The 20,320-nt window shown below is 60.4% G+C and carries 21 protein-coding genes; 12 read left to right on the top strand and 9 right to left on the bottom strand.

The features are described 5' to 3' along the window. A complete protein-coding gene (locus B9Z49_RS02505; protein ID WP_108351991.1) occupies nucleotides 1-720 on the top strand; it encodes a 16S rRNA pseudouridine(516) synthase in 720 nt (239 codons plus the stop codon). Nucleotides 721-820: 100 nt separating this feature from the next. Here B9Z49_RS02505 and B9Z49_RS02500 read toward each other — a convergent pair whose 3' ends face one another. Then, nucleotides 821-1,648 carry an alpha/beta fold hydrolase gene (locus B9Z49_RS02500; RefSeq protein ID WP_108351866.1) on the bottom strand — a complete coding sequence of 276 codons (828 nt, stop codon included), beginning with the start codon at nucleotides 1,646-1,648 and terminating at the stop codon, nucleotides 821-823. Between the two features lie 120 nt (nucleotides 1,649-1,768). Between B9Z49_RS02500 and B9Z49_RS02495 the strand changes: the two genes are divergently transcribed. The 9 genes from B9Z49_RS02495 (at nucleotide 1,769) to ntrC (ending at nucleotide 11,295) form a co-directional block, all read left to right on the top strand. After that, nucleotides 1,769-2,692 (top strand): YncE family protein, encoded by a 924-nt coding sequence (locus B9Z49_RS02495; RefSeq protein WP_233254479.1) that lies wholly within the window; start codon nucleotides 1,769-1,771, stop codon nucleotides 2,690-2,692. Beyond that, nucleotides 2,676-3,566: a polysaccharide deacetylase family protein gene (locus tag B9Z49_RS02490; RefSeq protein ID WP_108351864.1), complete on the top strand. Its 891-nt coding sequence runs from the start codon at nucleotides 2,676-2,678 to the stop codon at nucleotides 3,564-3,566. The genes B9Z49_RS02495 and B9Z49_RS02490 overlap by 17 nt, the downstream gene beginning before the upstream one ends. A gap of 6 nt (nucleotides 3,567-3,572) precedes the next feature. Then, nucleotides 3,573-4,535 carry a sterol desaturase family protein gene (locus tag B9Z49_RS02485; RefSeq protein ID WP_108351863.1) on the top strand — a complete coding sequence of 321 codons (963 nt, stop codon included), beginning with the start codon at nucleotides 3,573-3,575 and terminating at the stop codon, nucleotides 4,533-4,535. Nucleotides 4,536-4,550: 15 nt separating this feature from the next. Next, entirely contained in the window at nucleotides 4,551-5,486 is a 936-nt protein-coding gene (locus B9Z49_RS02480) for an EI24 domain-containing protein (protein WP_108351862.1), read from the top strand. A 40-nt stretch (nucleotides 5,487-5,526) separates the two neighbouring features. After that, nucleotides 5,527-6,342 (top strand): molybdopterin-binding protein, encoded by an 816-nt coding sequence (locus B9Z49_RS02475; RefSeq protein ID WP_108351990.1) that lies wholly within the window; start codon nucleotides 5,527-5,529, stop codon nucleotides 6,340-6,342. Nucleotides 6,343-6,626: 284 nt separating this feature from the next. Further along, nucleotides 6,627-8,042 carry a type I glutamate--ammonia ligase gene (gene glnA, locus B9Z49_RS02465; RefSeq protein WP_108351860.1) on the top strand — a complete coding sequence of 472 codons (1,416 nt, stop codon included), beginning with the start codon at nucleotides 6,627-6,629 and terminating at the stop codon, nucleotides 8,040-8,042. Between the two features lie 87 nt (nucleotides 8,043-8,129). Further along, nucleotides 8,130-8,645 (top strand): hypothetical protein, encoded by a 516-nt coding sequence (locus tag B9Z49_RS02460; RefSeq protein WP_108351859.1) that lies wholly within the window; start codon nucleotides 8,130-8,132, stop codon nucleotides 8,643-8,645. After that, nucleotides 8,642-9,703, top strand: coding sequence for a nitrogen regulation protein NR(II) (glnL, locus tag B9Z49_RS02455; protein ID WP_108351858.1), 1,062 nt, complete (start codon nucleotides 8,642-8,644; stop codon nucleotides 9,701-9,703). The genes B9Z49_RS02460 and glnL overlap by 4 nt, the downstream gene beginning before the upstream one ends. Nucleotides 9,704-9,738: 35 nt before the next feature. After that, the gene (gene ntrC, locus B9Z49_RS02450; RefSeq protein ID WP_108351989.1) at nucleotides 9,739-11,295 is read left to right on the top strand and encodes a nitrogen regulation protein NR(I); all 1,557 of its coding nucleotides are present in this window, start codon (nucleotides 9,739-9,741) and stop codon (nucleotides 11,293-11,295) included. Between the two features lie 209 nt (nucleotides 11,296-11,504). On the opposite strand, the gene B9Z49_RS02445 is transcribed toward ntrC, so the two are convergent. The 3 genes from B9Z49_RS02445 to B9Z49_RS02435 are packed head-to-tail and all read right to left on the bottom strand — an operon-like array spanning nucleotide 11,505 to nucleotide 14,461. Further along, on the bottom strand, nucleotides 11,505-11,795 hold the full coding sequence (locus B9Z49_RS02445; protein ID WP_108351857.1) for a 2Fe-2S iron-sulfur cluster-binding protein: 291 nt from the start codon (nucleotides 11,793-11,795) through the stop codon (nucleotides 11,505-11,507). Between the two features lie 42 nt (nucleotides 11,796-11,837). After that, nucleotides 11,838-13,247, bottom strand: a complete 1,410-nt coding sequence (locus tag B9Z49_RS02440) for a murein L,D-transpeptidase family protein (RefSeq protein ID WP_146188445.1) — start codon at nucleotides 13,245-13,247, stop codon at nucleotides 11,838-11,840. Further along, nucleotides 13,244-14,461, bottom strand: coding sequence for a tetratricopeptide repeat protein (locus tag B9Z49_RS02435; RefSeq protein WP_108351855.1), 1,218 nt, complete (start codon nucleotides 14,459-14,461; stop codon nucleotides 13,244-13,246). The genes B9Z49_RS02440 and B9Z49_RS02435 overlap by 4 nt, the downstream gene beginning before the upstream one ends. Nucleotides 14,462-14,629: 168 nt before the next feature. Between B9Z49_RS02435 and B9Z49_RS02430 the strand changes: the two genes are divergently transcribed. Then, nucleotides 14,630-15,538, top strand: coding sequence for a DMT family transporter (locus B9Z49_RS02430; protein WP_108351854.1), 909 nt, complete (start codon nucleotides 14,630-14,632; stop codon nucleotides 15,536-15,538). Between the two features lie 137 nt (nucleotides 15,539-15,675). Here B9Z49_RS02430 and B9Z49_RS02425 read toward each other — a convergent pair whose 3' ends face one another. The 4 genes from B9Z49_RS02425 to B9Z49_RS02415 form a co-directional block, all read right to left on the bottom strand. Beyond that, nucleotides 15,676-16,344, bottom strand: a complete 669-nt coding sequence (locus B9Z49_RS02425) for an RluA family pseudouridine synthase (protein ID WP_108351853.1) — start codon at nucleotides 16,342-16,344, stop codon at nucleotides 15,676-15,678. A gap of 40 nt (nucleotides 16,345-16,384) precedes the next feature. Then, nucleotides 16,385-16,525: a hypothetical protein gene (locus B9Z49_RS21990; protein ID WP_199224961.1), complete on the bottom strand. Its 141-nt coding sequence runs from the start codon at nucleotides 16,523-16,525 to the stop codon at nucleotides 16,385-16,387. Nucleotides 16,526-16,640: 115 nt separating this feature from the next. Further along, nucleotides 16,641-17,279 (bottom strand): NAD(P)H-dependent oxidoreductase, encoded by a 639-nt coding sequence (locus tag B9Z49_RS02420; protein ID WP_108351852.1) that lies wholly within the window; start codon nucleotides 17,277-17,279, stop codon nucleotides 16,641-16,643. A gap of 88 nt (nucleotides 17,280-17,367) precedes the next feature. Further along, nucleotides 17,368-17,898, bottom strand: a complete 531-nt coding sequence (locus tag B9Z49_RS02415) for a pseudouridine synthase (RefSeq protein ID WP_108351851.1) — start codon at nucleotides 17,896-17,898, stop codon at nucleotides 17,368-17,370. Nucleotides 17,899-17,956: 58 nt separating this feature from the next. Between B9Z49_RS02415 and B9Z49_RS02410 the strand changes: the two genes are divergently transcribed. Then, on the top strand, nucleotides 17,957-18,685 hold the full coding sequence (locus tag B9Z49_RS02410; RefSeq protein ID WP_108351850.1) for an SOS response-associated peptidase family protein: 729 nt from the start codon (nucleotides 17,957-17,959) through the stop codon (nucleotides 18,683-18,685). A gap of 8 nt (nucleotides 18,686-18,693) precedes the next feature. Here B9Z49_RS02410 and argH read toward each other — a convergent pair whose 3' ends face one another. Beyond that, nucleotides 18,694-20,142: an argininosuccinate lyase gene (gene argH / locus B9Z49_RS02405; RefSeq protein WP_108351849.1), complete on the bottom strand. Its 1,449-nt coding sequence runs from the start codon at nucleotides 20,140-20,142 to the stop codon at nucleotides 18,694-18,696. Nucleotides 20,143-20,320: the final 178 nt, after the last annotated feature.

Raw genomic sequence — 20,320 nt, 5'->3', positions numbered from 1 at the left:
ATGCGCCTGGAAGACATCTTGTTCAGCCAGGGCTTTGGCACCCGCCGCGTGTGCGCAGGCCTGGTCCAGCAAGGCCATGTGCAAGTTCAGGGCCAAACCGTCACCGACGCGGGTGAATTTTTCGACCTAGAGGGCCTGCACTTCACGGTGCAAGGCACCGATTGGCCCTACCTGGACAAAGCTTACGTGCTGCTGCACAAGCCCGCGGGCACCGAGTGCTCGCAAAAACCCTCCACCTGGCCCAGCATCTACACCTTGCTGCCCGCGCCTTTGCGCCAGCGCCCGCAAAAAGCGGCGGTGCAAGGTGTGCAGGCGGTGGGTCGACTCGACCAGGACACCACCGGTTTGCTTCTGCTGACCGATGACGGCCAGTTCATCCACAAGATGAGCTCACCCAAGCACCATGTGCCCAAGGTCTACGAAGTGACCACCAAGCACCCGATCACGCCAGACATAGTGGCGAAGCTGCTGGCCGGCGTGGTGCTGGACGACGACCCCCAGCCGGTCAAGGCCGCCGCCTGCGAGGCGGTGAGCGAGCTGCACCTGAAACTCACCCTGACCGAGGGCAAATACCACCAGGTCAAGCGCATGGTGGCGGCCGTGGGCAACCGGGTGGAGGGTTTGCACCGCTCGCAAATCGGCGGTTTGGTGCTGGCCGACTTGGCCCCCGGTCAATGGCGCTTTTTGACGCCATCGGATTTGGTGGCGCTTAAGCCCTGAAATGTCGCTTCGCGAAAAGTTGGCTGTCGGACCGTAAAGGCCCGAACTACGCGAAGACATCGAACCCGATAAATGCGTCGGTATTCGCTGTTCGGTGCCTTCAGGTCCGGGGACTCGCCAGGCTGGACATGAAATCTGCCACAGCCTTGACCACGGTCTCGGATTGATCTCGGTGGGGTGAATGACCGCAGGCGGGCAGTGTGAGCAAACAGGTGTGCGGCACAGCTTGGGCGATGTCCTCGATTTGTGCCAAGGTGCCGTAGGGGTCGTCCACGCCCTGGATGGCCAGCAGAGGGGCGCGGATGCCGGGCAAGTCGACACGGATGTCAAAACTGGCGAAAGCCGGACTCAACCACACCTCGTTCCATTGCCAAAAAGCGCAGTCTACATCGGCGTGGTAAGCGGCCAGCCGCTCGCGCAATACGCCTTGCTCAAAAGCTTGGCGGGCTTGGTCGATGGCCTGCAGGGAGATGGGCTCCACCATGATGTGGGGGGCGATGACGATGCAGCCACGCACCTCCCAACGGCTGGCGTGCAGCAAGGCAATGGTGCCTCCGTCCGAGTGTCCAAGCAATACGGGCCGTTCGATGCCCAAGGCCTGCAACAAGGCAGGCAAAACCTCAAACGCTTCGCGGTGCATGTAGTCGGGCAGCAAGCGCCCATGCCGACGTCCATCCGTCTGGCCAGAGGGGCCACGCACATCGGGCACGGGGTCGGACTGCCCGTAACCCTGGCGCGAATACACCAGACCCGCGCAGCCCAGTTGCGCGCACAGCCGGCTCGGCCAGTCGCGCCACATGCGCACGCTGCCCAGACCTTCGTGTAAAAAAACCAGGGTCGGACCATCGGCGCCGGCGGGTGGGGCGATGCTCAGGGTTTCTAGCCCAATGCCGCAAATCTTAATTTTTTGAAAGCAGTGCGTCTGCATCTGAAATCCTGAGGGTGGGCCGTTACACTTGAGTGCGATTTAGAAAGCCCCCAAGTGATCCGTTTTTGTGCATTTTCCAGAATTTTGGTACTTTTTTTAGCTGTAACACTTGCCGGCACTGTGCTGGCCAAGCAGCCCGCCCCCGTTTTTGTTCTCAATTCGCTCGACGGCAACGTAAGTGTGATCGATCCGGTCACCTGGACCGAAAAACAACGCATCCCGACGGGCAAAGAGCCCCACCATTTGTATTTGACGCCGGATGAAAAATCGCTCATTGTGGCCAATGCCATGAGCGATTCCCTCACCTTCATCGACCCGCGCACCGCGCAAGTGCAGCGTACGGTGACCGGCATTCTTGACCCTTACCACCTGCGTTTTTCGCCAGACATGAAGTGGTTCGTCACAGCCGCCAACCGTTTGAACCATGTGGATATTTACCGTTGGGATGGCCAAAACGCGCATTTGTCCAAACGCATTGCCACCGGCAAAACGCCCAGCCATCTGTGGATCGACAGCCGAAGCAAGACCGTTTGGGCCTCGATGCAGGACAGCAACGAGATCGTCTCGATTGACCTGAGTACCCAAACCCTCAGCACGCGCACCCCCGTCGGTGCGGTGCCCGCCGATGTGTACGGCACGCCCGACGACAAATACCTTTTGGTAGGACTGACCGGTGGCGATGGGGTAGAGGTCTACGACATCTCAGGGCCCAAGCCCAAATTGTTCAAGAACATACCCACGGGCAAAGGGGCACATGCCTTTCGCGCGCAGGGCGACAAACGCCATGTGTTTGTGAGTAACCGTGTGGCCAACTCCATCAGTCAGATTGATTTCATCGACTGGAAAGTGGTGGCGCAATTGCCCGGTCCTTCAGGTCCAGACTGCATGGACATCACCGCAGATGGCCAGCTGATTTTGGTGGCCTCACGTTGGTCGCGCAAATTGAGCGTGATCGACATTGCCTCGCGCAAACTGGTCAGGCAAGTGCCGGTAGGCAAGTCGCCCCACGGGGTCTGGACCCTGGACCATGCGCCGCGCAACTGAGGCCCATCCATCCAAGAGTGGCCCATTCGCCTGGCTGGCCCTGTGCGTCCTGGCAGGCCCAGCACAGGTTTTGGCCCAAACTTCAGCTGAGCCTGCAACCTGCACCCGCCCGGTTTACCTGACTTTCGACACTGGCCACATGGGTACAGCACCGCTGATTGCCCAAGTGTTGCAGCGCCACAATGTGCCGGTCACTTTTTTTGCGGCGCATGAAAAGACCCAGCAAGGCGATGGCTCCCTGGGTGATCACTGGGCCGACTGGTGGCGTGCACGGGGGGCCGAAGGTCATGCCTTTGCCTCGCACACCTGGGACCACGCCTATTGGCGCGCCGACCTGGATGGCCCGGGTGATGTGCGCTTTCGCATACGCCCCAGTGCGGGCCAGCATACCGGGCAAAACTTGCTTTGGAGTGCCCCTCAGTATTGCGACAACCTGCACCTAGCCGCCAGCCGGTTGCAAGCCCTGACCGGGCAAACGCCTTTGCCGTTGTTTCGTGCACCCGGTGGAAAAACCTCGTCTCGTCTACTGCAAGCGGCCCGGCAATGTGGTTTTGCCCATGTGGGTTGGGCGGATGCGGGCTTTTTGGGCGACGAGCTGCCCAGCGAGCGCTACAGCAACGCCTATTTGCTGCAAAAAGCCCTGAAGAACATCCGGCCTGGCGACATCCTGATGGCCCACTTGGGCATCTGGTCGCGCCAAGACCCGTGGGCCCCGTCCGTGCTGGAGCCTTTGATTGTGGGCCTCAAGGCCCGTGGCCTGTGCTTTGCCACCTTGCGCGAGCACCCCCAATACCGCGACTGGGTCCGCCAGCAGCCCCTGCAGTTGACGCAGCCCAAGCCTCCTACCGTGACCCAGCCCGCTTTGCGACCCTGACCCGCCATGGACACCTTCATCGACGCCTTTTCTTGGATGCAACAAAGCCTGTTCGAAGCCTTGGTGCAGCATCTGGTCTTTGCCCTAGGCTTGGCCCATTTGTTGGACAAAGCCTACGAAGGGACAGGTTGGCTTGTGGTGGGTCTGCTGCAAATCGCGGTCTTGCTCACGGTGCTCGGCCCCATGCAGCGGCGCTGGCCGGCAGAGCCTGTGCAAGACACCCGCGCCGTGCGTGTGGACGTGATCTACACCCTGATCCAACGCCTGGGCTTGTTCAAGCTGGCCATGTTCTTTTCTTTCGACTGGCTCTTTGAGCAAGCTTGGGGCAGCTTGCGCGGCTTGGGCGCACCCACTTGGCACCTCGACCAGTTCTGGCCCGGTGTCAGTGATTTGGCCTGGGTCAGCTTTTTGATTTACCTGGTGGTGTTTGATTTTGTCAACTACTGCATTCACCGGGGTCAGCACCAACTGCCGCGTTGGTGGGCACTGCATAGCCTGCACCACTCGCAGCGCCAGATGACCATGTGGTCTGACAACCGCAACCACCTTCTTGACGATGTGCTGACCAGTTTGGCCCTGTCGGTGGTGGCTGTACTGGTCGGGGTGGGGCCGGGGCAGTTTGTGGCCCTGGTGGCGCTGGGTCAGTTGAGTGAAAACTTCCAGCACGCCAATGTGCGCATCTGGTTTGGCCGCGTCGGCGAACGGCTGTGGGTCAGCCCGCGTTTTCACCGCCGGCACCACAGCATCGGCATTGGCCACGAGACCGAGCGCCAAGGCCAGCGGCGCCTGGGCGGCTGCAACTACGGCGTGCTCTTGCCGTGGTGGGACATGCTGTTTGGCACCGCCGATTTCACCCTGCGCTACGACCCGACCGGCATACGCGACCAGATAGAAAAAGGCCGCGATTACGGCCAGGGCTTTTGGGCGCAGCAGTGGTTGGGGGTTATGCGCTTGTTCGGGCGGGCTTGAGTTAAGCTTTCCCGCATGAAACTCCTGATCGATTCCTTTTGGCGCGCGGCCTTGTATTGCCTGTACCCCCGGGTCATAGGCTTGTCGGTGTTGCCCTTGGTGCTGATCGTGGGTCTGTCCTGGTTGCTGGGGTATTTGTATTGGGACACGGCCGTCACCTTTGTGCGTGGCTGGCTCGATGCCAGCGCCTGGCTGGACACAGTCTGGCGCTGGTTCGAAGGCGTTGGATTGGGCAACCTCAACACCGTGGTGGCCCCGTTGCTCGTGATCTTTGCTTTCACGCCCTTGGTGGTGGTGGCGTCCTTGCTGGCGGTGTCGTTCATGATGACCCCGTCTCTCACGCGCATGGTGGCCGAGCGGCGTTTTGCCGGTTTGCAGCGCAAGCACGGCGGCAGTTTGCTCTTGAGTTTGTGGTGGACCTTCTTCTCGCTGGTGCTGGCGCTGGGGGCGCTGCTGCTGACCTTGCCCATGTGGTTGGTGCCGCCACTGGCCTTGGTGCTGCCCGCCTTCATCTGGGGCTGGCTGACCTACCGCGTTATGGCGTTTGACGTGCTGGCGGAATTTGCCAGCGCCGAGGAGCGCCACACCCTCATGGCACGCCACCGCATGAGCTTTTTGGGCATGGGCGTGGTCACTGGTCTCATGGGCGCTGCGCCCAGCATGGTTTGGGCCTCGGGGGCCTTGTTTGCAGCGGCCTTTGTGATTTTGGTGCCTGTGGCCATCTGGATTTACACCCTGGTATTCGCCTTTTCGTCGCTGTGGTTCGCGCATTTCGGCCTGGCCGCCCTGCATGCCCTGCGGGACGAGCCCCGGCAAGCGGCCGTGGACGAGGTCTTGCCCGCTGCGCCTGCAGTGGCGGACGTTGCGCCTCATGCCACGGCCCGCTTGGGTGGCGACGAGCCAGGTCCGATCGATGGCATCACCGATGTTGTGCCGCGCCTCAAGCCCTGATGCCGGGCGGTTCTTTTAACTTTAACCCATGAGTTTTTCCATGACCCCCACCTTTGGCCTGATCATCATTGGCGACGAAATCATGTCTGGTAAGCGCCAGGACAAGCACATGCCCAAAGTCATCGAACTGATGAATGAGCGCGGCCTGAGCTTGAGTTGGGTCGAGTACGTGGGTGACTCGCCTGAGCGCATCACGGCTACCTTGAAGCGTGCTTTGGAGTCGGCCGACGTGGTGTTCAGCTGCGGCGGCATCGGCGCCACGCCGGACGACCACACCCGCCAATGCGCGGGCAAAGCGATGGGTGTGCAGCTGGTCTTGCACACCGAGGCCAAGCGCTTGATTCAAGAGCGCATGCAAGACACCGCCAAAGAACAGGGCGTGGCTTACGAGCCAGACCGGCCAGACAATATTCACCGCCTGAACATGGGCGCCTTTCCAGCGGGCGCAGACATCATTCTCAATCCGTACAACAAGATTCCCGGCTTCAGTTGTCGTGGCCTGGGTGGCGGGGCAGTGCACTTTGTGCCGGGCTTTCCTGTCATGGCCTGGCCCATGATCGCGTCGGTGCTGGACACCCAGTTCAGCGCCTATTTCCGCCAACACGCTTATGTTGAGAAGTCGGTGATCGTTTTGGGCGCAATGGAAGCCACCTTGACCCCACTCATGGAGACCATCGAGGCTGCGCACCCGGGCGTGAAGGTGTTCAGTCTTCCCAGTGTGGACCACCCGCAATGGGGCCGTCACATTGAACTGGGCGTTAAAGGCGAACCCGTCAACGCGGATGCGGCATACTTCAGCTTGCGGGAAGGTCTAAAGGCTTTCACACTCGAATATGGCCCCGAATTGGTGCGTTAAGCTCGATTGCACCAAAATAATGCAAAATTGCACCATGGTGGTGCGTTTCAAGATGACGAATAGGCCCGCAAGTCCAGTCCTTCTCCCTCAGGTTTCAGCCAAGAGGCGCTACATTTTGGGTGATGACCACGACAGCTTCTTTTTTTGTGCAGAGCCAAGGCCCACTCTGGGCTGCTCAGGGCACAATCACAGGCTGTTCGGTGGCGTGGTCATGGCCTGGTTGGCACAGAAACTGCAAGACCTGTGAGCAAGCTTTTTAACCCCTTTCCATTCAGGAGAATTTGATGGCCAAGACCGTCGCAGACGTGATGAAGATGGTGAAAGAGAACGAAGTCAAGTTTGTTGACTTCCGATTCACCGATACCCGTGGCAAATGGCAGCACATCACTGCGCCCGTGTCGCAGTTTGACGAAAGCAAGTTCGAAGACGGTCAAGCTTTTGACGGTTCTTCCATTGCTGGCTGGAAAGGCATTGAAGCTTCGGACATGCTGTTGATCCCCGATCCCAATAGCGCCATCATTGACCCCTTTTTCGAAGAAGTCACCTTGGTCATGATTTGCGACGTGATCGAGCCGACCGACGGCAAGGCTTACGAGCGTGACCCGCGTTCGATCGCCAAGCGCGCTGAGACATACCTCAAGCAATCGGGCCTGGGCGACACCGCCTATTTCGGTCCCGAGCCAGAATTCTTCTTGTTTGACGAAGTACGTTGGAGCACAGAGCCGAACAACACTTTCTACGCCATCGACGAAGGCGAAGCCCCTTGGAACAGCGGTACCAAAATCGAAGGCGGTAACAGCGGTCACCGCAACCGCGTCAAAGGTGGCTACTTCCCGGTGCCTCCCGTCGACAGCACACACGACATGCGCAGTGAGATGTCGCTGATCCTCGAATCCGTGGGCATCCCGGTCGAAGTGCATCACCACGAAGTGGCTGGCGCTGGTCAATGCGAAATCGGTACACGTTTTTCGACCTTGGTCGAGCGCGCCGACTGGACATTGCTGCAAAAGTACGTGATCCACAACGTGGCCAACGCGTACGGAAAAACCGCCACCTTCATGCCCAAGCCCTACGCTGGCGACAACGGCTCCGGCATGCACGTGCATCAGTCCATCTGGAAAGACGGCAAGAACCTGTTTGCAGGCAATGGCTATGCTGGTTTGTCTGAATTCGCTTTGTTTTACATCGGCGGCATCATCAAGCACGCCCGTGCCCTGAATGCGATCACCAACCCCGGCACCAACAGCTACAAGCGTTTGGTTCCTCATTACGAAGCGCCCGTGAAATTGGCTTACTCGGCCAAAAACCGCTCGGCTTCGATCCGCATCCCCAACGTCGCCAGCGACAAGGGCCGCCGTGTGGAAGCCCGCTTCCCAGATCCATTGTGCAACCCCTATCTCGGCTTCGCGGCCTTGTTGATGGCGGGCTTGGACGGTATCGAAAACAAGATCCATCCCGGCGAAGCCGCAACCAAAGACCTGTACCACTTGCCGCCGGAAGAAGACAAGTTGGTGCCAACAGTTTGCTCCAGCCTCGACCAGGCTTTGGACTGTCTGAATGCTGACCGCGCTTTCTTGACCAAGGGCGGCGTGTTCACCGACTCGTGGATCGACGCTTATATCGAATTGAAGATGCAAGAAGTCAACCGCAGCCGCGTCGAAGTGTCGCCGGTTGAGTACGACATGTACTACTCGCTGTAAGCGAACATGTACGGCATTGCACCCACCCGTGCAATCCCTGAAAGGACGGCTTCGGCCGTCCTTTTTTTTCTTTTGCTCAGCGCAGGTATGGCCGCACAAGCCCAGCAAGCGGTTTACCGCTGCGGCCAGGAGTACACCAATGCCCCGCGTGAGCCTGGGTTGTGCGAACCCTTGGCCCAACAGGCCATTACCGTGATCAACGGCACCCGCCCCGCACCTTCCCTTGCTGCGGCTCCTGCTTCCGTGCCAACCCGCAGCACCAAGCCTGATCCCGTTGCCGCTGAAACTTCCTCCCCTGGTCAGCCCCTGACGCTCGCAGTGCCTGCCCGCACCCCGGATGTGCAGCAGAGCGAGCGCGATGCGCAAGCGCGCACCATCTTGACGCAGGAGCTGGACAAGGCCCGTGCACAGCTGGCGCAGTTGGTGCAAAGCTACAACCACGGCGAGCCTGAGAAATGGGCCACCGAAACCCGTCACCACCAGAAATACCTGGACCGTGTGGCCGAGATGAAGGCGGCCATTGAACGGACCGAACGCGACATCGACAGCTTGCAACGAGAGCTGGTGCGCCGCACTGTTCAGACCAGCCGGCGCACACCATGAGCAAACCCAATCGATTCCAGGCCTTTGACCTGCTGGCCACGCCCGTGGCCGTGATGCAGGGCCAAGGCCGTGTGCGCTTTGTCAACGCCGCGCTCGAAGATGCTTTGGGCTTGTCCCGGCGCACGCTGCATGACACGCATTTGCCCGACTATTTTGTCGACCCGCAGCCCCTGATCATGGCTTTGTCCGGAGCGCAGTCCAACGAGTTTGCCGCGCTGCGCTACGAAGCCCAACTGCGCCGACTGCACCACGACGAGCCTTTGCCCGTGCACGTGATCGTGGCGCTGACCGATTTGCCCGACGAGGTGATCGTGGAGTTGCTGCCGGTGGAGCAGCAAACGCGGCAAGAGCGCGAAGAGCGGCTGTTCGACCAGGCCCAAGCCAACAAAGAGTTGATTCGCAATCTGGCGCATGAGATCAAGAACCCGCTGGGCGGCATCCGCGGCTCGGCCCAGTTGCTGGAGATGGAGCTCGACGACAAGGATCTGACTGAATACACCCAGGTCATCATCCGTGAGGCCGATCGCCTGCAAACCCTGGTGGACCGCTTGCTGGCGCCGCACCGCAGGCCGCATGTGGTGGGCGATGTGAACATCCACGAGGTGTGCGAGCGGGTGCGTGCCCTGATCCTGGCCGAGTTCCCCCGGGGCCTCAAGGTGGTGCGCGACTACGACATCTCGATCCCCGAGTTTCGCGGCGACCGCGAGCAGCTCATCCAGGCGGTGCTCAACATCGCGCACAACGCAGCTCAGGCCCTGCAAGAGCGCGTGTCGCAGGGCGATGCGCAGATCATGCTCAAGACCCGGATCTTGAGGCAAGTCACGTTTGGAAAGCAGCGTTATCGCCTGGCATTGGAATTGCATGTGATGGACAACGGGCCTGGTGTTCCAGACTCGATCAAGGACCGCATTTTCTTCCCGTTGATTTCGGGGCGCGAAGGCGGTTCAGGCCTGGGGCTGACATTGGCGCAAACCTTTGTGCAGCAACACCATGGCCTGATCGAGTGTGACAGCGAGCCGGGCCGTACGGACTTCAAGATCCTGATTCCTCTGCCTTGAAGCACACCAGTTTGACCACAGAAAGTGCCACTTTGATGAAGCCGATCTGGATCGTAGACGATGACCAATCCATTCGCTTTGTGCTCGAAAAAGCACTGCTGCGCGAAGGGCTGCCGACCCGCAGCTTCACCAATCCGCGCGAGGTGATGAAGGCGCTGGAGGCCGAAGGCGAGAGCGACGGTCCTCAGGTGCTCGTCAGCGATATCCGCATGCCCGGCGGTTCGGGGTTGGATTTGCTCACGGCCATCAAGCAACGCATGCCCGGTTTGCCGGTCATCATCATGACGGCCTTTTCCGATCTGGACAGCGCCGTGTCAGCCTTTCAAAGCGGGGCCTTTGAGTACCTGCCCAAGCCCTTTGATTTGCCCAAGGCAGTGGAGCTGATCCGCCGCGCGGTCGGTGAGAGCCAACGCGAAGATGTGGCCGAAGAAAAAATGGCCGACGCACCCGAAATGCTAGGCCAAGCCCCGGCCATGCAGGATGTGTTTCGCGGCATTGGTCGTTTGGCACAAAGCCATGTCACGGTGCTGATCACGGGCGAGTCGGGGTCGGGCAAGGAGCTGGTGGCGCACGCGTTGCACAAACATTCACCACGCGCCAACCAGCCTTTTGTGGCCATCAACACGGCTGCCATCCCCAAAGACCTGCTCGAGAGCGAACTCTTTGGCCATGAGCGCGGCGCCTTCACGGGCGCACAAGCTTCGCGCCGGGGCCGCTTTGAACAGGCTGATGGTGGAACCTTGTTTCTGGACGAAATTGGTGACATGCCTTTTGATCTGCAGACGCGTTTGCTGCGCGTGCTCTCGGATGGCAACTTTTACCGCGTGGGCGGGCACAGCGCCGTCAAGGCCAATGTGCGCGTGATCGCCGCCACCCACCAGGACCTGGAGCAGCGCGTCAAGGAAGGCGTGTTCCGCGAAGACTTGTACCACCGCCTGAACGTGATTCGCCTGCGCCTGCCCGCACTGCGCGAGCGGCGCGAAGACGTGCCTGTGCTGGCGCGTTACTTCTTGCAGCGCAGTGCTCAGCAACTCGGCGTAGAGCCCAAACGCATGGACGATGCTGCGCTGGAGCGTCTGAGTCACTTCCAGTTTCCTGGCAATGTGCGCCAGCTGGAAAACATTTGCCATTGGCTCACGGTGATGGCACCGACGCAGGTGATTGAAGTCAAGGACCTGCCGCCCGAAGTGCTGGGGTCCACGCGCGGGGCAGCGGTTGCTGCGTTGACGGCCTTGTCTTTTGGCGGGGTAGGGGGCTTGGTCGAGTCCCCACTTGGCCTGTCAGAGCCAGGCCACATTAACGGTGATGACCTGTCCTTGCGTGCCCAGAACTTGACGACAAATTTTGACACCCACGTGGTCAACACGGCGGTTATGGGCTGGGAGCCTGGCCTGGAACAAGAGGCCCTGGCACTGCTCAAATCAGGCAGCACCGATGTGTGGGACGCGCTCACCCGACGTTTTGAAACCAGTCTGATTCAGGCGGCGCTGGCAACCACGCGCGGCCGCCGCATCGAGGCGGCGCAAAAACTTGGCATTGGACGCAACACCATCACCCGAAAAATCCATGAATTGGGTCTGGACGAGGCCTGACGCACGCGGGTACCTATTGATCCGGCCCAATGAATTTTGAATGACACTTGTTGGTGCTGAGCATGTAGATATTGTTGTCTTTGTAGGAGCCCACCCCGTGGGCGATGGCTTGCAAGGCGTGTTCCACGCCCATCGCCTACAGGGTGGCTCCTACAAAAAAGGACATCTCTCGAAAGTTGTTCAAGACTTCAAGGGACCGGATCGATAAGTTAAGCAAAGGGATCTTGCAGCACCACATCGCTCAGGGGGCGCGCCACGCAAGGTAGCACGCAGCCCTCGGCTTTTTCTTCGGATGTGAGGCCAGGCCACGCCATATCGTAATGCACCTGCCCAGAGACCAACTGCCCCATGCAGGTGCGGCAAGTGCCCGATCGGCATGAGCTGGGCCATTGCAGGCCGCCTTGCTCCAGCGAGTCGAGCAGGTTCTGAGATTTCCAGGCATCAAAACTGCCGCCGTCAGGGGCGATGCGGGCATTGAAAAACGGAATGAGGGTGTTCATGCGGTTTTGGCTGTGTGACTGTCGGGGTCAAGTTTGGCGCGATCAGGTGGGCCCCTGAAACACCAGCCGCCATTGACCATTTTCCTTCTGCCAATAAGTTCGCAAATAGGCTGCACCTTGGGGATAGGTCTGGTTGGGGTCTTTCATCGTCACCACCATGGTGTTGTCCTGGTCTTTCCAGTTCAAAACAGACACCAACTCCAGTGGCTGGGTTTGGCTGTAACCCAAGGTGGTTTGGGCCAGTCGAGGCCAGACTTGCGCCAGAGCCATACCGTCTTGTTCATAGCGCTGGCTGTAGTGAATTTTCAGGGCCTCGGGATCGCGGCCGTTGCGCGCCTGCAGCCACTTGTCCAGCGATGGCTTGAAGGCGGCCCATGTTTGCCCGGCTTGGTCTGCGTTTACCCATTCGAGTTGCTCGGCAATGATCACCGGGGTCATGCGCAGCTCGGGCATTTGCAGCAAACGCCCCATCTCGGGGTTGGAGAGCACAACGCAGCCATCGGTAGACTCCGGTGCTCTGGCGTATTGGGCGCTGGGCGTGCCGTGCAGCCAGATGCCCGAGCCAGTTTTTTTCCGCATCACGTCCACTGCGTTGGGGTAATTCAGCGTCAAGGCCCCAACGCCAAACAAATCGGGCAGGCTCTCGCCGGGCAAATTGCGCAGGATGAAATAAGCGCCCAGTGGTGTTTTGCCATCGCCTTCTTTGTTTTTGCCGACCCCATTGATGCCCACCGAGATGTAGCTTTCCTTGACCAGGTGCAGCTGCAATCGGCCATCGCCGTCACTGCGGTTTTCAAACCAGTACAGACGCGATTTGGAGGCGTCTACAGCCGCCACGTAGGCCTGCTGTGGGCTGAGAAAGGCCAGGGCTGACGGGATTTTGCCCTGCAGGCTTTGCGCGCTGTCACGCTGAAGACGGCGTTTGGATTCCAGGATCAGTTCGTCCAGGCGCTTGCGCAAAGACGGGGCATTGAGCTCTTCGTTATCGGGCCAGGCCACCGGCTTGGCTGAGCTGATGTTGAGCAAGTCGGCGTACAGCAGCAGGCCCAGTTGGAAGTTGGGGAACCGCTCCACCAGCACACTGGCTGTGGCCAGGGCCTGGGCACGCTCGCCTTCGCCCAGGTGGGCATAAATCTGCCGCACCAAGTGCTCGGGATCTGTGGTGTTGGCAAGCTGCGAATCTGCGGGCTGGGGGGTGAAGTCCAGACGCCACTGCAGTGCTGGCGAGGAGGCCCAGCCCATGCTGAGGCTGACGCGGTGCCAGACGTTTTGAAGGCGATTGTCCTCGCTGTCGGCCCACCACCACAGGCAGGCCACCACCATCATCAGCACGCCCACGATGCTCAGCCACTTCAGTCGCCAGGCCTGGGGTTTGGGCACGGGGGCTGAGTCGGGGCTGGCCTCAGGGCGGCCTGGGGAAGCGTGGGGCGGCAAGCCGCGATGAGGTTTCAATTCACCGACTCGCGCACGATCAGCCAGCGGTTGCCTTGACGCACCATTTCCAGGGTCTTGCGGCTGCTGCCCTTCAAATTGTCCGAGGTGTAGATCTGCTGGAAGCGGACCGATGCTGACTCGCCTGTGAAGCTGACTTTCATCTCCCGCACTTCCACCGAGATCGATTTTTTGGACACGATGCGGATGCGGCGGTCACTCTCCCATTGCGCCCGGCTGGCCCGATTGGCGGGTGTGAAATTGCTCGCGTAGGCGGCGTAATAACGCGGCATGTCCTTGTTGCTCCAGGCCTTGGCCCAGTCCCGCACAGCTTTGTCGATGGCGGCGCGGTCAGCTTGCCGTGCATCGGCGGCAGGCTTTTCTGTTGGCGGGGCGGCTGGCGCTGCGGCAGGGGCCGCTGCCGCAACTGTGGTGCTGGGCTTGGCTGGTGTCACTGTGGCCGCACGCGCTCCCGAGGCACTCGCAGTGGGCGCGACGGCCGGCATGCTGGGGGCCTCTTTGGCAGCTGAGGGAGCTGGCGAAGCTGAAGTCGCAGCGTTGACAGTTGCGGGGACTTGGTTGGCGGCTTGGCCCGGGGTCAGAGCCGGAGCCGAAGCGGGAGGAGCAGGCCGCGTGAGCGAAGCCACATTCTGGGCGGGGGACTGGCCACGCAGATCGTTGCCCATGCTGCCCAGCAAAGTCAATTGAGGGGCGGTGTCCTTGGCTTTGGGGTCGACCTGCAGGGCCTTGGCGTAGCTTTGTTTGGCCAGTTGGCTGTGCACATCCGACAAATTGCGGTGGGCGGCTGCATAACTGGGGTGGGTTTGCAGGGCTTTTTCCAGATAGGTTTTGGAAGCTTCCAGCTCACCCTTGGACGCGTAAAGCACGCCCAGGTTGTTGTAGGCCTCGGAGTGGTCGGGGTGCGTTTGGGTGATTTGCTTGAAGGTCTCGATGGCCTTGTCAATCTGACCCTGCTGGGCTTGAACCACGCCCTCCATGAAGCGCCATTGCACCGCTTGGGGCGCGTTTTGACGCTCTTTTTGCACCAGTTGGCGGGCTTGTGTGAGTTGCCCGGCTTGCAGGGCTTTTTTGATGGCTTCTTCGGCGGCTAAAGAGCTTTGCGCCCACGAGGCCGAAGTACACCCGAGCAGGCCCAGGGAAAGGGCCAGCGTGGACAGGCAGTAGGCATGGCGCAGGAGAGCCAAGCGCCTTGGCTCAAAGGGGAAAAACAACATGGAGGGATATGACTCAAATCAAAGCAAGCTATTTTATCTGGCGAATGACTTGCAGGCCCAGTTGTCATGAACGTTTCGGTGAACAGGCTTAAAAAACCCCTTTCCGCAGGTGACTGTGTCAGTGGAAATGGCATGTAAAAATAAGTCCAGTCATTTATGGGATAGAGCTTGCACACCACACCGAACGCCATCCACTCCCCGGACCAAGCCGCCTGGGTAGGACCCGGCATCCTTTTTGCCGTGCTGGCTATGGCCAGTCTGAGCTTCAGTGATGCCACCAGCAAATGGGTCATGCTCAGTGTCACGCCCGTGATGGTGCTTTGGTTTCGCTACGCGGTGCAGGCCCTGGGCACTGCGCTGGTGCTGGCCCCGCTGCGGGGGGGCGCCATGTGGCGCACGCACAGCCTGCGCTTGCAGTTGCTGCGCGGCCTGCTCATGGTCTCTTGCAGCTTGTTGGCCTTTTACTGCTTGCAGCGCATGCCGGTGGCCGAGTTCACCGCCATTGTCATGCTTACACCCCTGGTGCTCACAGCGCTGGCCCGCTTTGTCATGAAAGAGCAGGTCTCGCCGCTGCGCTGGCTCATGGTGGTGGGTGGTCTGCTTGGGGCCATGCTGGTCATCCGTCCGGGTGGGCAGGTGGACAGCTCGGTCGGCTGGATGGCGCTCACGGTAGTGCTGACTTACGCCGTGTTCCAGGCCGTGACCAGCCACATGACGCGTACCGAAGACCCGGCCGTGATGCAGCTTTATACGGGTTGGGTGGGCTGGGCGGTGAGCACGCTGCTGGTGTTCAACGCTTGGGTCACACCGCAAAGTCTGCACGAATGGGCGCTGCTGCTCTTGGTGGGCCTGGCCGCCACGCTGGGCCAGTACCTGCTGATCGTGGCCTTTTCCAAAGCCCCAGCTTCCGTGGTCTCGCCTTTTCTCTACACCGGGGTGGGCTTTTCAACGCTGATGGGCTGGTGGTTGTTTGACCACATCCCTGACGCGATGGCCTTCACGGGCATGGGTCTGGTGGTGCTGTGCGGCCTGGTGTCGGGCCGCATTGCCAAACCCCGTGAGTTGGCGAGGCCCTGACTGCGCAGGCTCGGTACCTTCAGGCCCGACAAGGTGCACCATCGCCCTTTGAAAGTGTCGCTTCGCGAAAAGATGTTGTGTTGGACCGTGAAGGCACCGACCTACTGGCAGGCATTGGACCTGGGGCCGCGGCCCACTCAGGTGGTGAACGGCGTTGTGGCCGACCATTGCACCGGGGCCTTGAATGCCAGAGCTTGGTCTGTAAAAGGGTGCACAAAGGCCAGTTCTTGTGCGTGCAGCAGCAAGCGGGGGCTCAGCGCTTTGATGTCCGGTGGAGCGTAAAGTGAGTCGCCCAGCATCGGATGGCCAATACTTTGCAGATGCACGCGCAACTGGTGCGTGCGGCCTGTGACGGGCTCCAATTCAATCAGGCTGGCGCTGTCGCTGGTTTGCAGGGCCCGCCAACGGCTGCGACTGGCTTTGCCTTCGGGGTGGATGATGTGCAAGGGGCGGCGCTCCCAGTCGAGCAAGATCGGGCCGTCGATGGTGCGCCAGCCATCGTCGTCTTGCACTACGGCCTCTTGGGATTGCAAAGGCTGGCCCGTCACCACCGCGACGTAGCGTTTTTTGACTTGACGGGTTTCAAACAACTTGCTGAGTCGGCGTTGGGCTTCAATGCCCCGGGCCATGAGCAACAGGCCAGAGGTGTCCTGGTCCAGGCGGTGCACGATCAGGGCTTCGGGGTAACGGTCTTGCACCCGCTTGGACAAGCAGTCTTGCTTGTCCGGGCCACGACCGGGCACCGACAATAATCCGCTGGGTTTTTCCAGCACCAGCAGGTGCTCGTCTTCGTGGATCGGGATCATGCAGGCAGAACTGCGCAAGCCATGTGCTCGGCAGGAAAGATCACTTGTCTTTGACTTTGCCGCGTGGGGCCACAAAGGTGGCCGGTGCCATGGGGCGGTCGGACGTGAACGTCTTGGGGGGCGCGGTGTCCTTCTTTGGCTTCTTGGCCATTTTGTTGCTGCGTTGTTCGCCTTTGGCCATGGTGTTTCCTTGGGTTGCATCCCGACTTGGGAAGGCTCGATGTTAAAGCACAAAGCCGCAGAATCTGCGGCTTTGTGGGGGCTTGAAGCGGGTGCGCTTCAAGCAGGCTGGGTCATCACTTGACTTCGGTCACAAATTGCGCAGTGGGGCGGCGCACTTTCTTCAGGTTCTCCAACCAGTCGCCTTCTGTTGCGCGGTAGCCCAGCGGCACAATGACCACGCTGCGAAGGCCACGAGCGCTCAGGCCCAAAATTGCGTCCACCGCTTTGGGGTCAAAGCCTTCCATGGGCGTGGCATCGACTTCTTCAAAAGCCGCAGCGATCAGGGAAGCGCCCAAGCCAATGTAAGCCTGGCGAGCGGCGTGCTCGTAGTTCACATCAGGGGTGCGCGCGGGATAGTTCTTGAGCAACATCTGACGGTAGTTTTCCCAGCCTTCGTTGGTGCCGCCGCGCTCGGCGTTGGTCAGGTCAAACATCATGTTGATGCGCTCGGCGGTGTAGTTGTCCCAAGCAGCAAACACCAGCAGGTGCGAACCGTCGGTGATTTGGGCTTGGCCGCGCGCTGCGGTCTTGAGTTGTTCGCGCACAGCGGAGTTGGTCACAACGATGATTTCGAAGGGCTGCAGACCGCTCGACGTAGGGGCCAGACGTGCCGCTTCGATGATGCGATCGACCTTGTCTTGCGGAACGGCTTTCGCCGGGTCCATTTTTTTGCAGGCGTAGCGCCATTCGAGTTTGTTCAGCAATTCAGACATGGGGGTTCTCTGGGGGTTGAAAGATGCGCGATTGTGCAGGAAGTCGCCGGGCACCGGCGTCGCTTTGGCGCAAGCCAATGCCCCGGACTCAGACTTGCTGCCAAGTACTCGTGGGCAGGCCATCCAGGTTGTAAGGCCCCACGGCGGTGCGGATCAGGCGCAGCGTGGGCAAGCCCACGGCGGCGGACATGCGGCGCACTTGGCGGTTGCGGCCCTCGCGAATCACCAGCTCCAGCCAAGAAGTCGGACTGTTCTTGCGCTCGCGAATTGGCGGGTTGCGAGGCCACAGGTCGGCAGGCGGATCCACCGCGATGGCGAATGCGGGCAGGGTGGGGCCATCGTTCAGCGTCACCCCCCGGCTCAGTTGGTTCAACGCTGCCTGAGTCACCATTCCCTCCACTTGCACCAGGTAGGTTTTTTCCATCTTGAAGCGCGGGTCGGCAATGCGAGCCTGCATTGGGCCGTCGTCGGTCAGCAGCAGCAGGCCTTCGCTGTCGGCGTCCAGCCGTCCGGCCACGTAGACGCCGGGCAAGTCGATGTGGTCCTTGAGCCCACGCCAGCGACCCTCGGGGGTGAACTGGCTGAGCACGCCATAGGGCTTGTTGAAGCGGATCAGCATTCGAAAGTAGGTCGTGTCATCGAGTTCCTAGCGTATCAGGTCGGTTAGCATCGACCGCATGAGCACCCAATACGAATGCCTGAAAAGCCCCGACCTGTACGCCGAGGCCTTTGGCATCGCTCCGCCCGATTCCCTTCGGGGCAAAGAGGTCTGGCCGCGCCAGCCGGGTTTTTTCATCCGCAAGGCGATGGTAGTGGCTGAACAAGCCCAAATGCCCCTCTCTGAATCTGATGTTGAGGATTCAGCTGAAGCCGCCCCCATGCCAGCCCCCGCCAGCCCACTGGTGATGGAACTGGCCCAAGGCCAATTCGGTCTGGTGCCCACCTGGGTCAAGTCGGCGTCAGACGCCAAACTCCGGTCTACCAAGTTGGCCGTGACCCGCTATGAAACCATGAGCACCGCCACGGCCACACGTGAGACCTGGCTCAAAGGCCAGCGCTGCATCATCCCCATGCAGGCATTTTTGGAAGACGACTGGCGCAGCCGCAAAGCCGTGCCCACCCGCATCGCCCGCGTCGACGGCCAGCCCATGGGGGTGGCGGGTTTGTGGGAGTGCTGGACACAAGGCGAAGAAGAGATCGTCAGCTTCACCCTGCTCACAGTGAACGCCAACAGCCACGCCCTGATGAACCGCTATGGCCAAAACGGCAATGAAAAACGCATGCCCGCCATCTTGAACGAAGGCGCATATGGCGCCTGGCTCAACGCCCCCATCGACAAAGCCCGCGAGTTCATGCGGGCCTACCCGGCCAATTTGTTGCTGGCCAACCCGGTGCAAAAAAAATAGCGCGGCCTTCAGGCCAAACGGCTGCGATGCCGTGCAATCTGCGCCCGCACTTGCACCGGTGCCGTGCCGCCCAAGGTGTTGCGGGCATTCAGCGACCCCTGCACGCTGAGCGGTCCGAACACATCGGCTTCGATGCGGCTGTCGAACTTTTGCAGGGTTTCCAGCGACAGCTCTGACAAGTCCACACCCAGGCCTTGCGCAGTCTTGACCGCGTGGGCCACCACTTCGTGTGCGTCGCGGAAGGGCAGGCCTTTTTTCACCAAATAGTCGGCGAGGTCCGTGGCGGTGGCGTAACCTTTTTTCACAGCCGCTTCCATCGCAGCGGCGTTGACGGTGATGCCGCCTTCTTTTTGGCCTGTGGCGGGGTTGACTTGACCGCCTACCATTTCGCTGAAGATGCGTAGCGTGTCTTTGAGCGTGTCCACGGTGTCAAACAGTGGCTCTTTGTCTTCCTGGTTGTCCTTGTTGTAGGCCAAGGGCTGGCCCTTCATCAGGGTGATCAGGCCCATCAGGTGACCGACCACGCGGCCGGTTTTCCCGCGTGCGAGTTCTGGCACGTCGGGGTTTTTTTTCTGCGGCATGATGCTCGAGCCGGTGGTGAAACGGTCGGCAATGCGCACAAAGCCGAAGTTCTGGCTCATCCACAAAATCAACTCTTCACTGAAACGGCTGATGTGCACCATGCACAGACTGGCCGCTGCGGTAAATTCGATGGCGAAGTCGCGATCGCTCACGCCGTCCAGGCTGTTTTGGCAGACCTGTGGGTTGCCCGCCACATCGACCATGCCCAGCGTGCGCGCCACGCGCTCACGGTCCAGCGGGTAGGTGGTGCCGGCCAAAGCAGCGCTGCCCAGCGGCAGGCGATTGGTGCGGCGACGAACGTCGACCATGCGCTCGGCATCCCGGCTGAACATCTCCACATAAGCCAGCAGGTGGTGCGCAAAGCTCACAGGTTGCGCCACTTGCAGGTGGGTGAAGCCGGGCATGATGACCTCGACGTTTTGCTCGGCCACATCGACCAGCGACTTTTGCAAGTCATTCAGCAAATCGATGATCAGGTCCATCTCGCTGCGCAGCCAAAGGCGCACGTCGGTGGCCACTTGGTCGTTGCGGCTGCGGCCGGTGTGCAGGCGCTTGCCCGCATCGCCCACCAATTGGGTCAGGCGTGCTTCAATGTTCAGGTGCACGTCTTCGAGGTCCAGCTTCCATTCGAAAGCGCCAGATTCGATCTCTTTCGTGATCTGAGCCATGCCGCGCTGGATGTCGGCCAGGTCGCTCGCGCCAATGATCTTTTGCGCCGCCAACATGTCGGCATGGGCCAGGCTGCCTGTGATGTCAGCTTGCCAGAGGCGTTTGTCAAAGAACACGCTGGCGGTGTAGCGCTTGACCAACTCGCTCATGGGTTCAGAAAAGAGCGCAGACCAGGCTTGGGATTTTTTGTCGAGTTGGTTTGTCATGGGTGGAGATTTTATCGGGCGGAGGCACCTTCGTCTGTCTTACTTATCCGGCCCGATGAAGTTTGAATGACCCTTGTGGGTGCTGAGCATGCCGATATTGTTGTCTTTGTAAGAGCCCACCCCGTGGGCGATGGTTTGCAGGGCGTGTTCCACGCCCATCGCCCACAGGGGTGGACTC

It is taken from the genome of Limnohabitans sp. 2KL-51 (assembly GCF_003063645.1).
Taxonomy (GTDB): domain Bacteria; phylum Pseudomonadota; class Gammaproteobacteria; order Burkholderiales; family Burkholderiaceae_C; genus Limnohabitans_A.
The sequence above is the reverse complement of the archived record's forward strand: the minus strand, read 5'-3'. Positions and strand labels throughout refer to the sequence as shown.

Excerpts from the sequence above, each read along its gene's own strand:
- ntrC (WP_108351989.1), top strand. The coding sequence starts at position 9,739 with ATGAAGCCGATCTGGATCGTAGACGATGACCAATCCATTCGCTTTGTG.
- B9Z49_RS21990 (WP_199224961.1), bottom strand. The coding sequence starts at position 16,525 with ATGGCCAAAGGCGAACAACGCAGCAACAAAATGGCCAAGAAGCCAAAG.
- B9Z49_RS02475 (WP_108351990.1), top strand. The coding sequence starts at position 5,527 with ATGACCCCCACCTTTGGCCTGATCATCATTGGCGACGAAATCATGTCT.
- glnA (WP_108351860.1), top strand. The coding sequence starts at position 6,627 with ATGGCCAAGACCGTCGCAGACGTGATGAAGATGGTGAAAGAGAACGAA.
- glnL (WP_108351858.1), top strand. The coding sequence starts at position 8,642 with ATGAGCAAACCCAATCGATTCCAGGCCTTTGACCTGCTGGCCACGCCC.
- B9Z49_RS02480 (WP_108351862.1), top strand. The coding sequence starts at position 4,551 with ATGAAACTCCTGATCGATTCCTTTTGGCGCGCGGCCTTGTATTGCCTG.
- B9Z49_RS02435 (WP_108351855.1), bottom strand. The coding sequence starts at position 14,461 with ATGTTGTTTTTCCCCTTTGAGCCAAGGCGCTTGGCTCTCCTGCGCCAT.
- B9Z49_RS02425 (WP_108351853.1), bottom strand. The coding sequence starts at position 16,344 with ATGATCCCGATCCACGAAGACGAGCACCTGCTGGTGCTGGAAAAACCC.
- B9Z49_RS02445 (WP_108351857.1), bottom strand. The coding sequence starts at position 11,795 with ATGAACACCCTCATTCCGTTTTTCAATGCCCGCATCGCCCCTGACGGC.
- B9Z49_RS02485 (WP_108351863.1), top strand. The coding sequence starts at position 3,573 with ATGGACACCTTCATCGACGCCTTTTCTTGGATGCAACAAAGCCTGTTC.
- B9Z49_RS02415 (WP_108351851.1), bottom strand. The coding sequence starts at position 17,898 with ATGCTGATCCGCTTCAACAAGCCCTATGGCGTGCTCAGCCAGTTCACC.
- argH (WP_108351849.1), bottom strand. The coding sequence starts at position 20,142 with ATGACAAACCAACTCGACAAAAAATCCCAAGCCTGGTCTGCGCTCTTT.
- B9Z49_RS02500 (WP_108351866.1), bottom strand. The coding sequence starts at position 1,648 with ATGCAGACGCACTGCTTTCAAAAAATTAAGATTTGCGGCATTGGGCTA.
- B9Z49_RS02490 (WP_108351864.1), top strand. The coding sequence starts at position 2,676 with ATGCGCCGCGCAACTGAGGCCCATCCATCCAAGAGTGGCCCATTCGCC.
- B9Z49_RS02420 (WP_108351852.1), bottom strand. The coding sequence starts at position 17,279 with ATGTCTGAATTGCTGAACAAACTCGAATGGCGCTACGCCTGCAAAAAA.
- B9Z49_RS02460 (WP_108351859.1), top strand. The coding sequence starts at position 8,130 with ATGGCCGCACAAGCCCAGCAAGCGGTTTACCGCTGCGGCCAGGAGTAC.
- B9Z49_RS02410 (WP_108351850.1), top strand. The coding sequence starts at position 17,957 with ATGAGCACCCAATACGAATGCCTGAAAAGCCCCGACCTGTACGCCGAG.
- B9Z49_RS02505 (WP_108351991.1), top strand. The coding sequence starts at position 1 with ATGCGCCTGGAAGACATCTTGTTCAGCCAGGGCTTTGGCACCCGCCGC.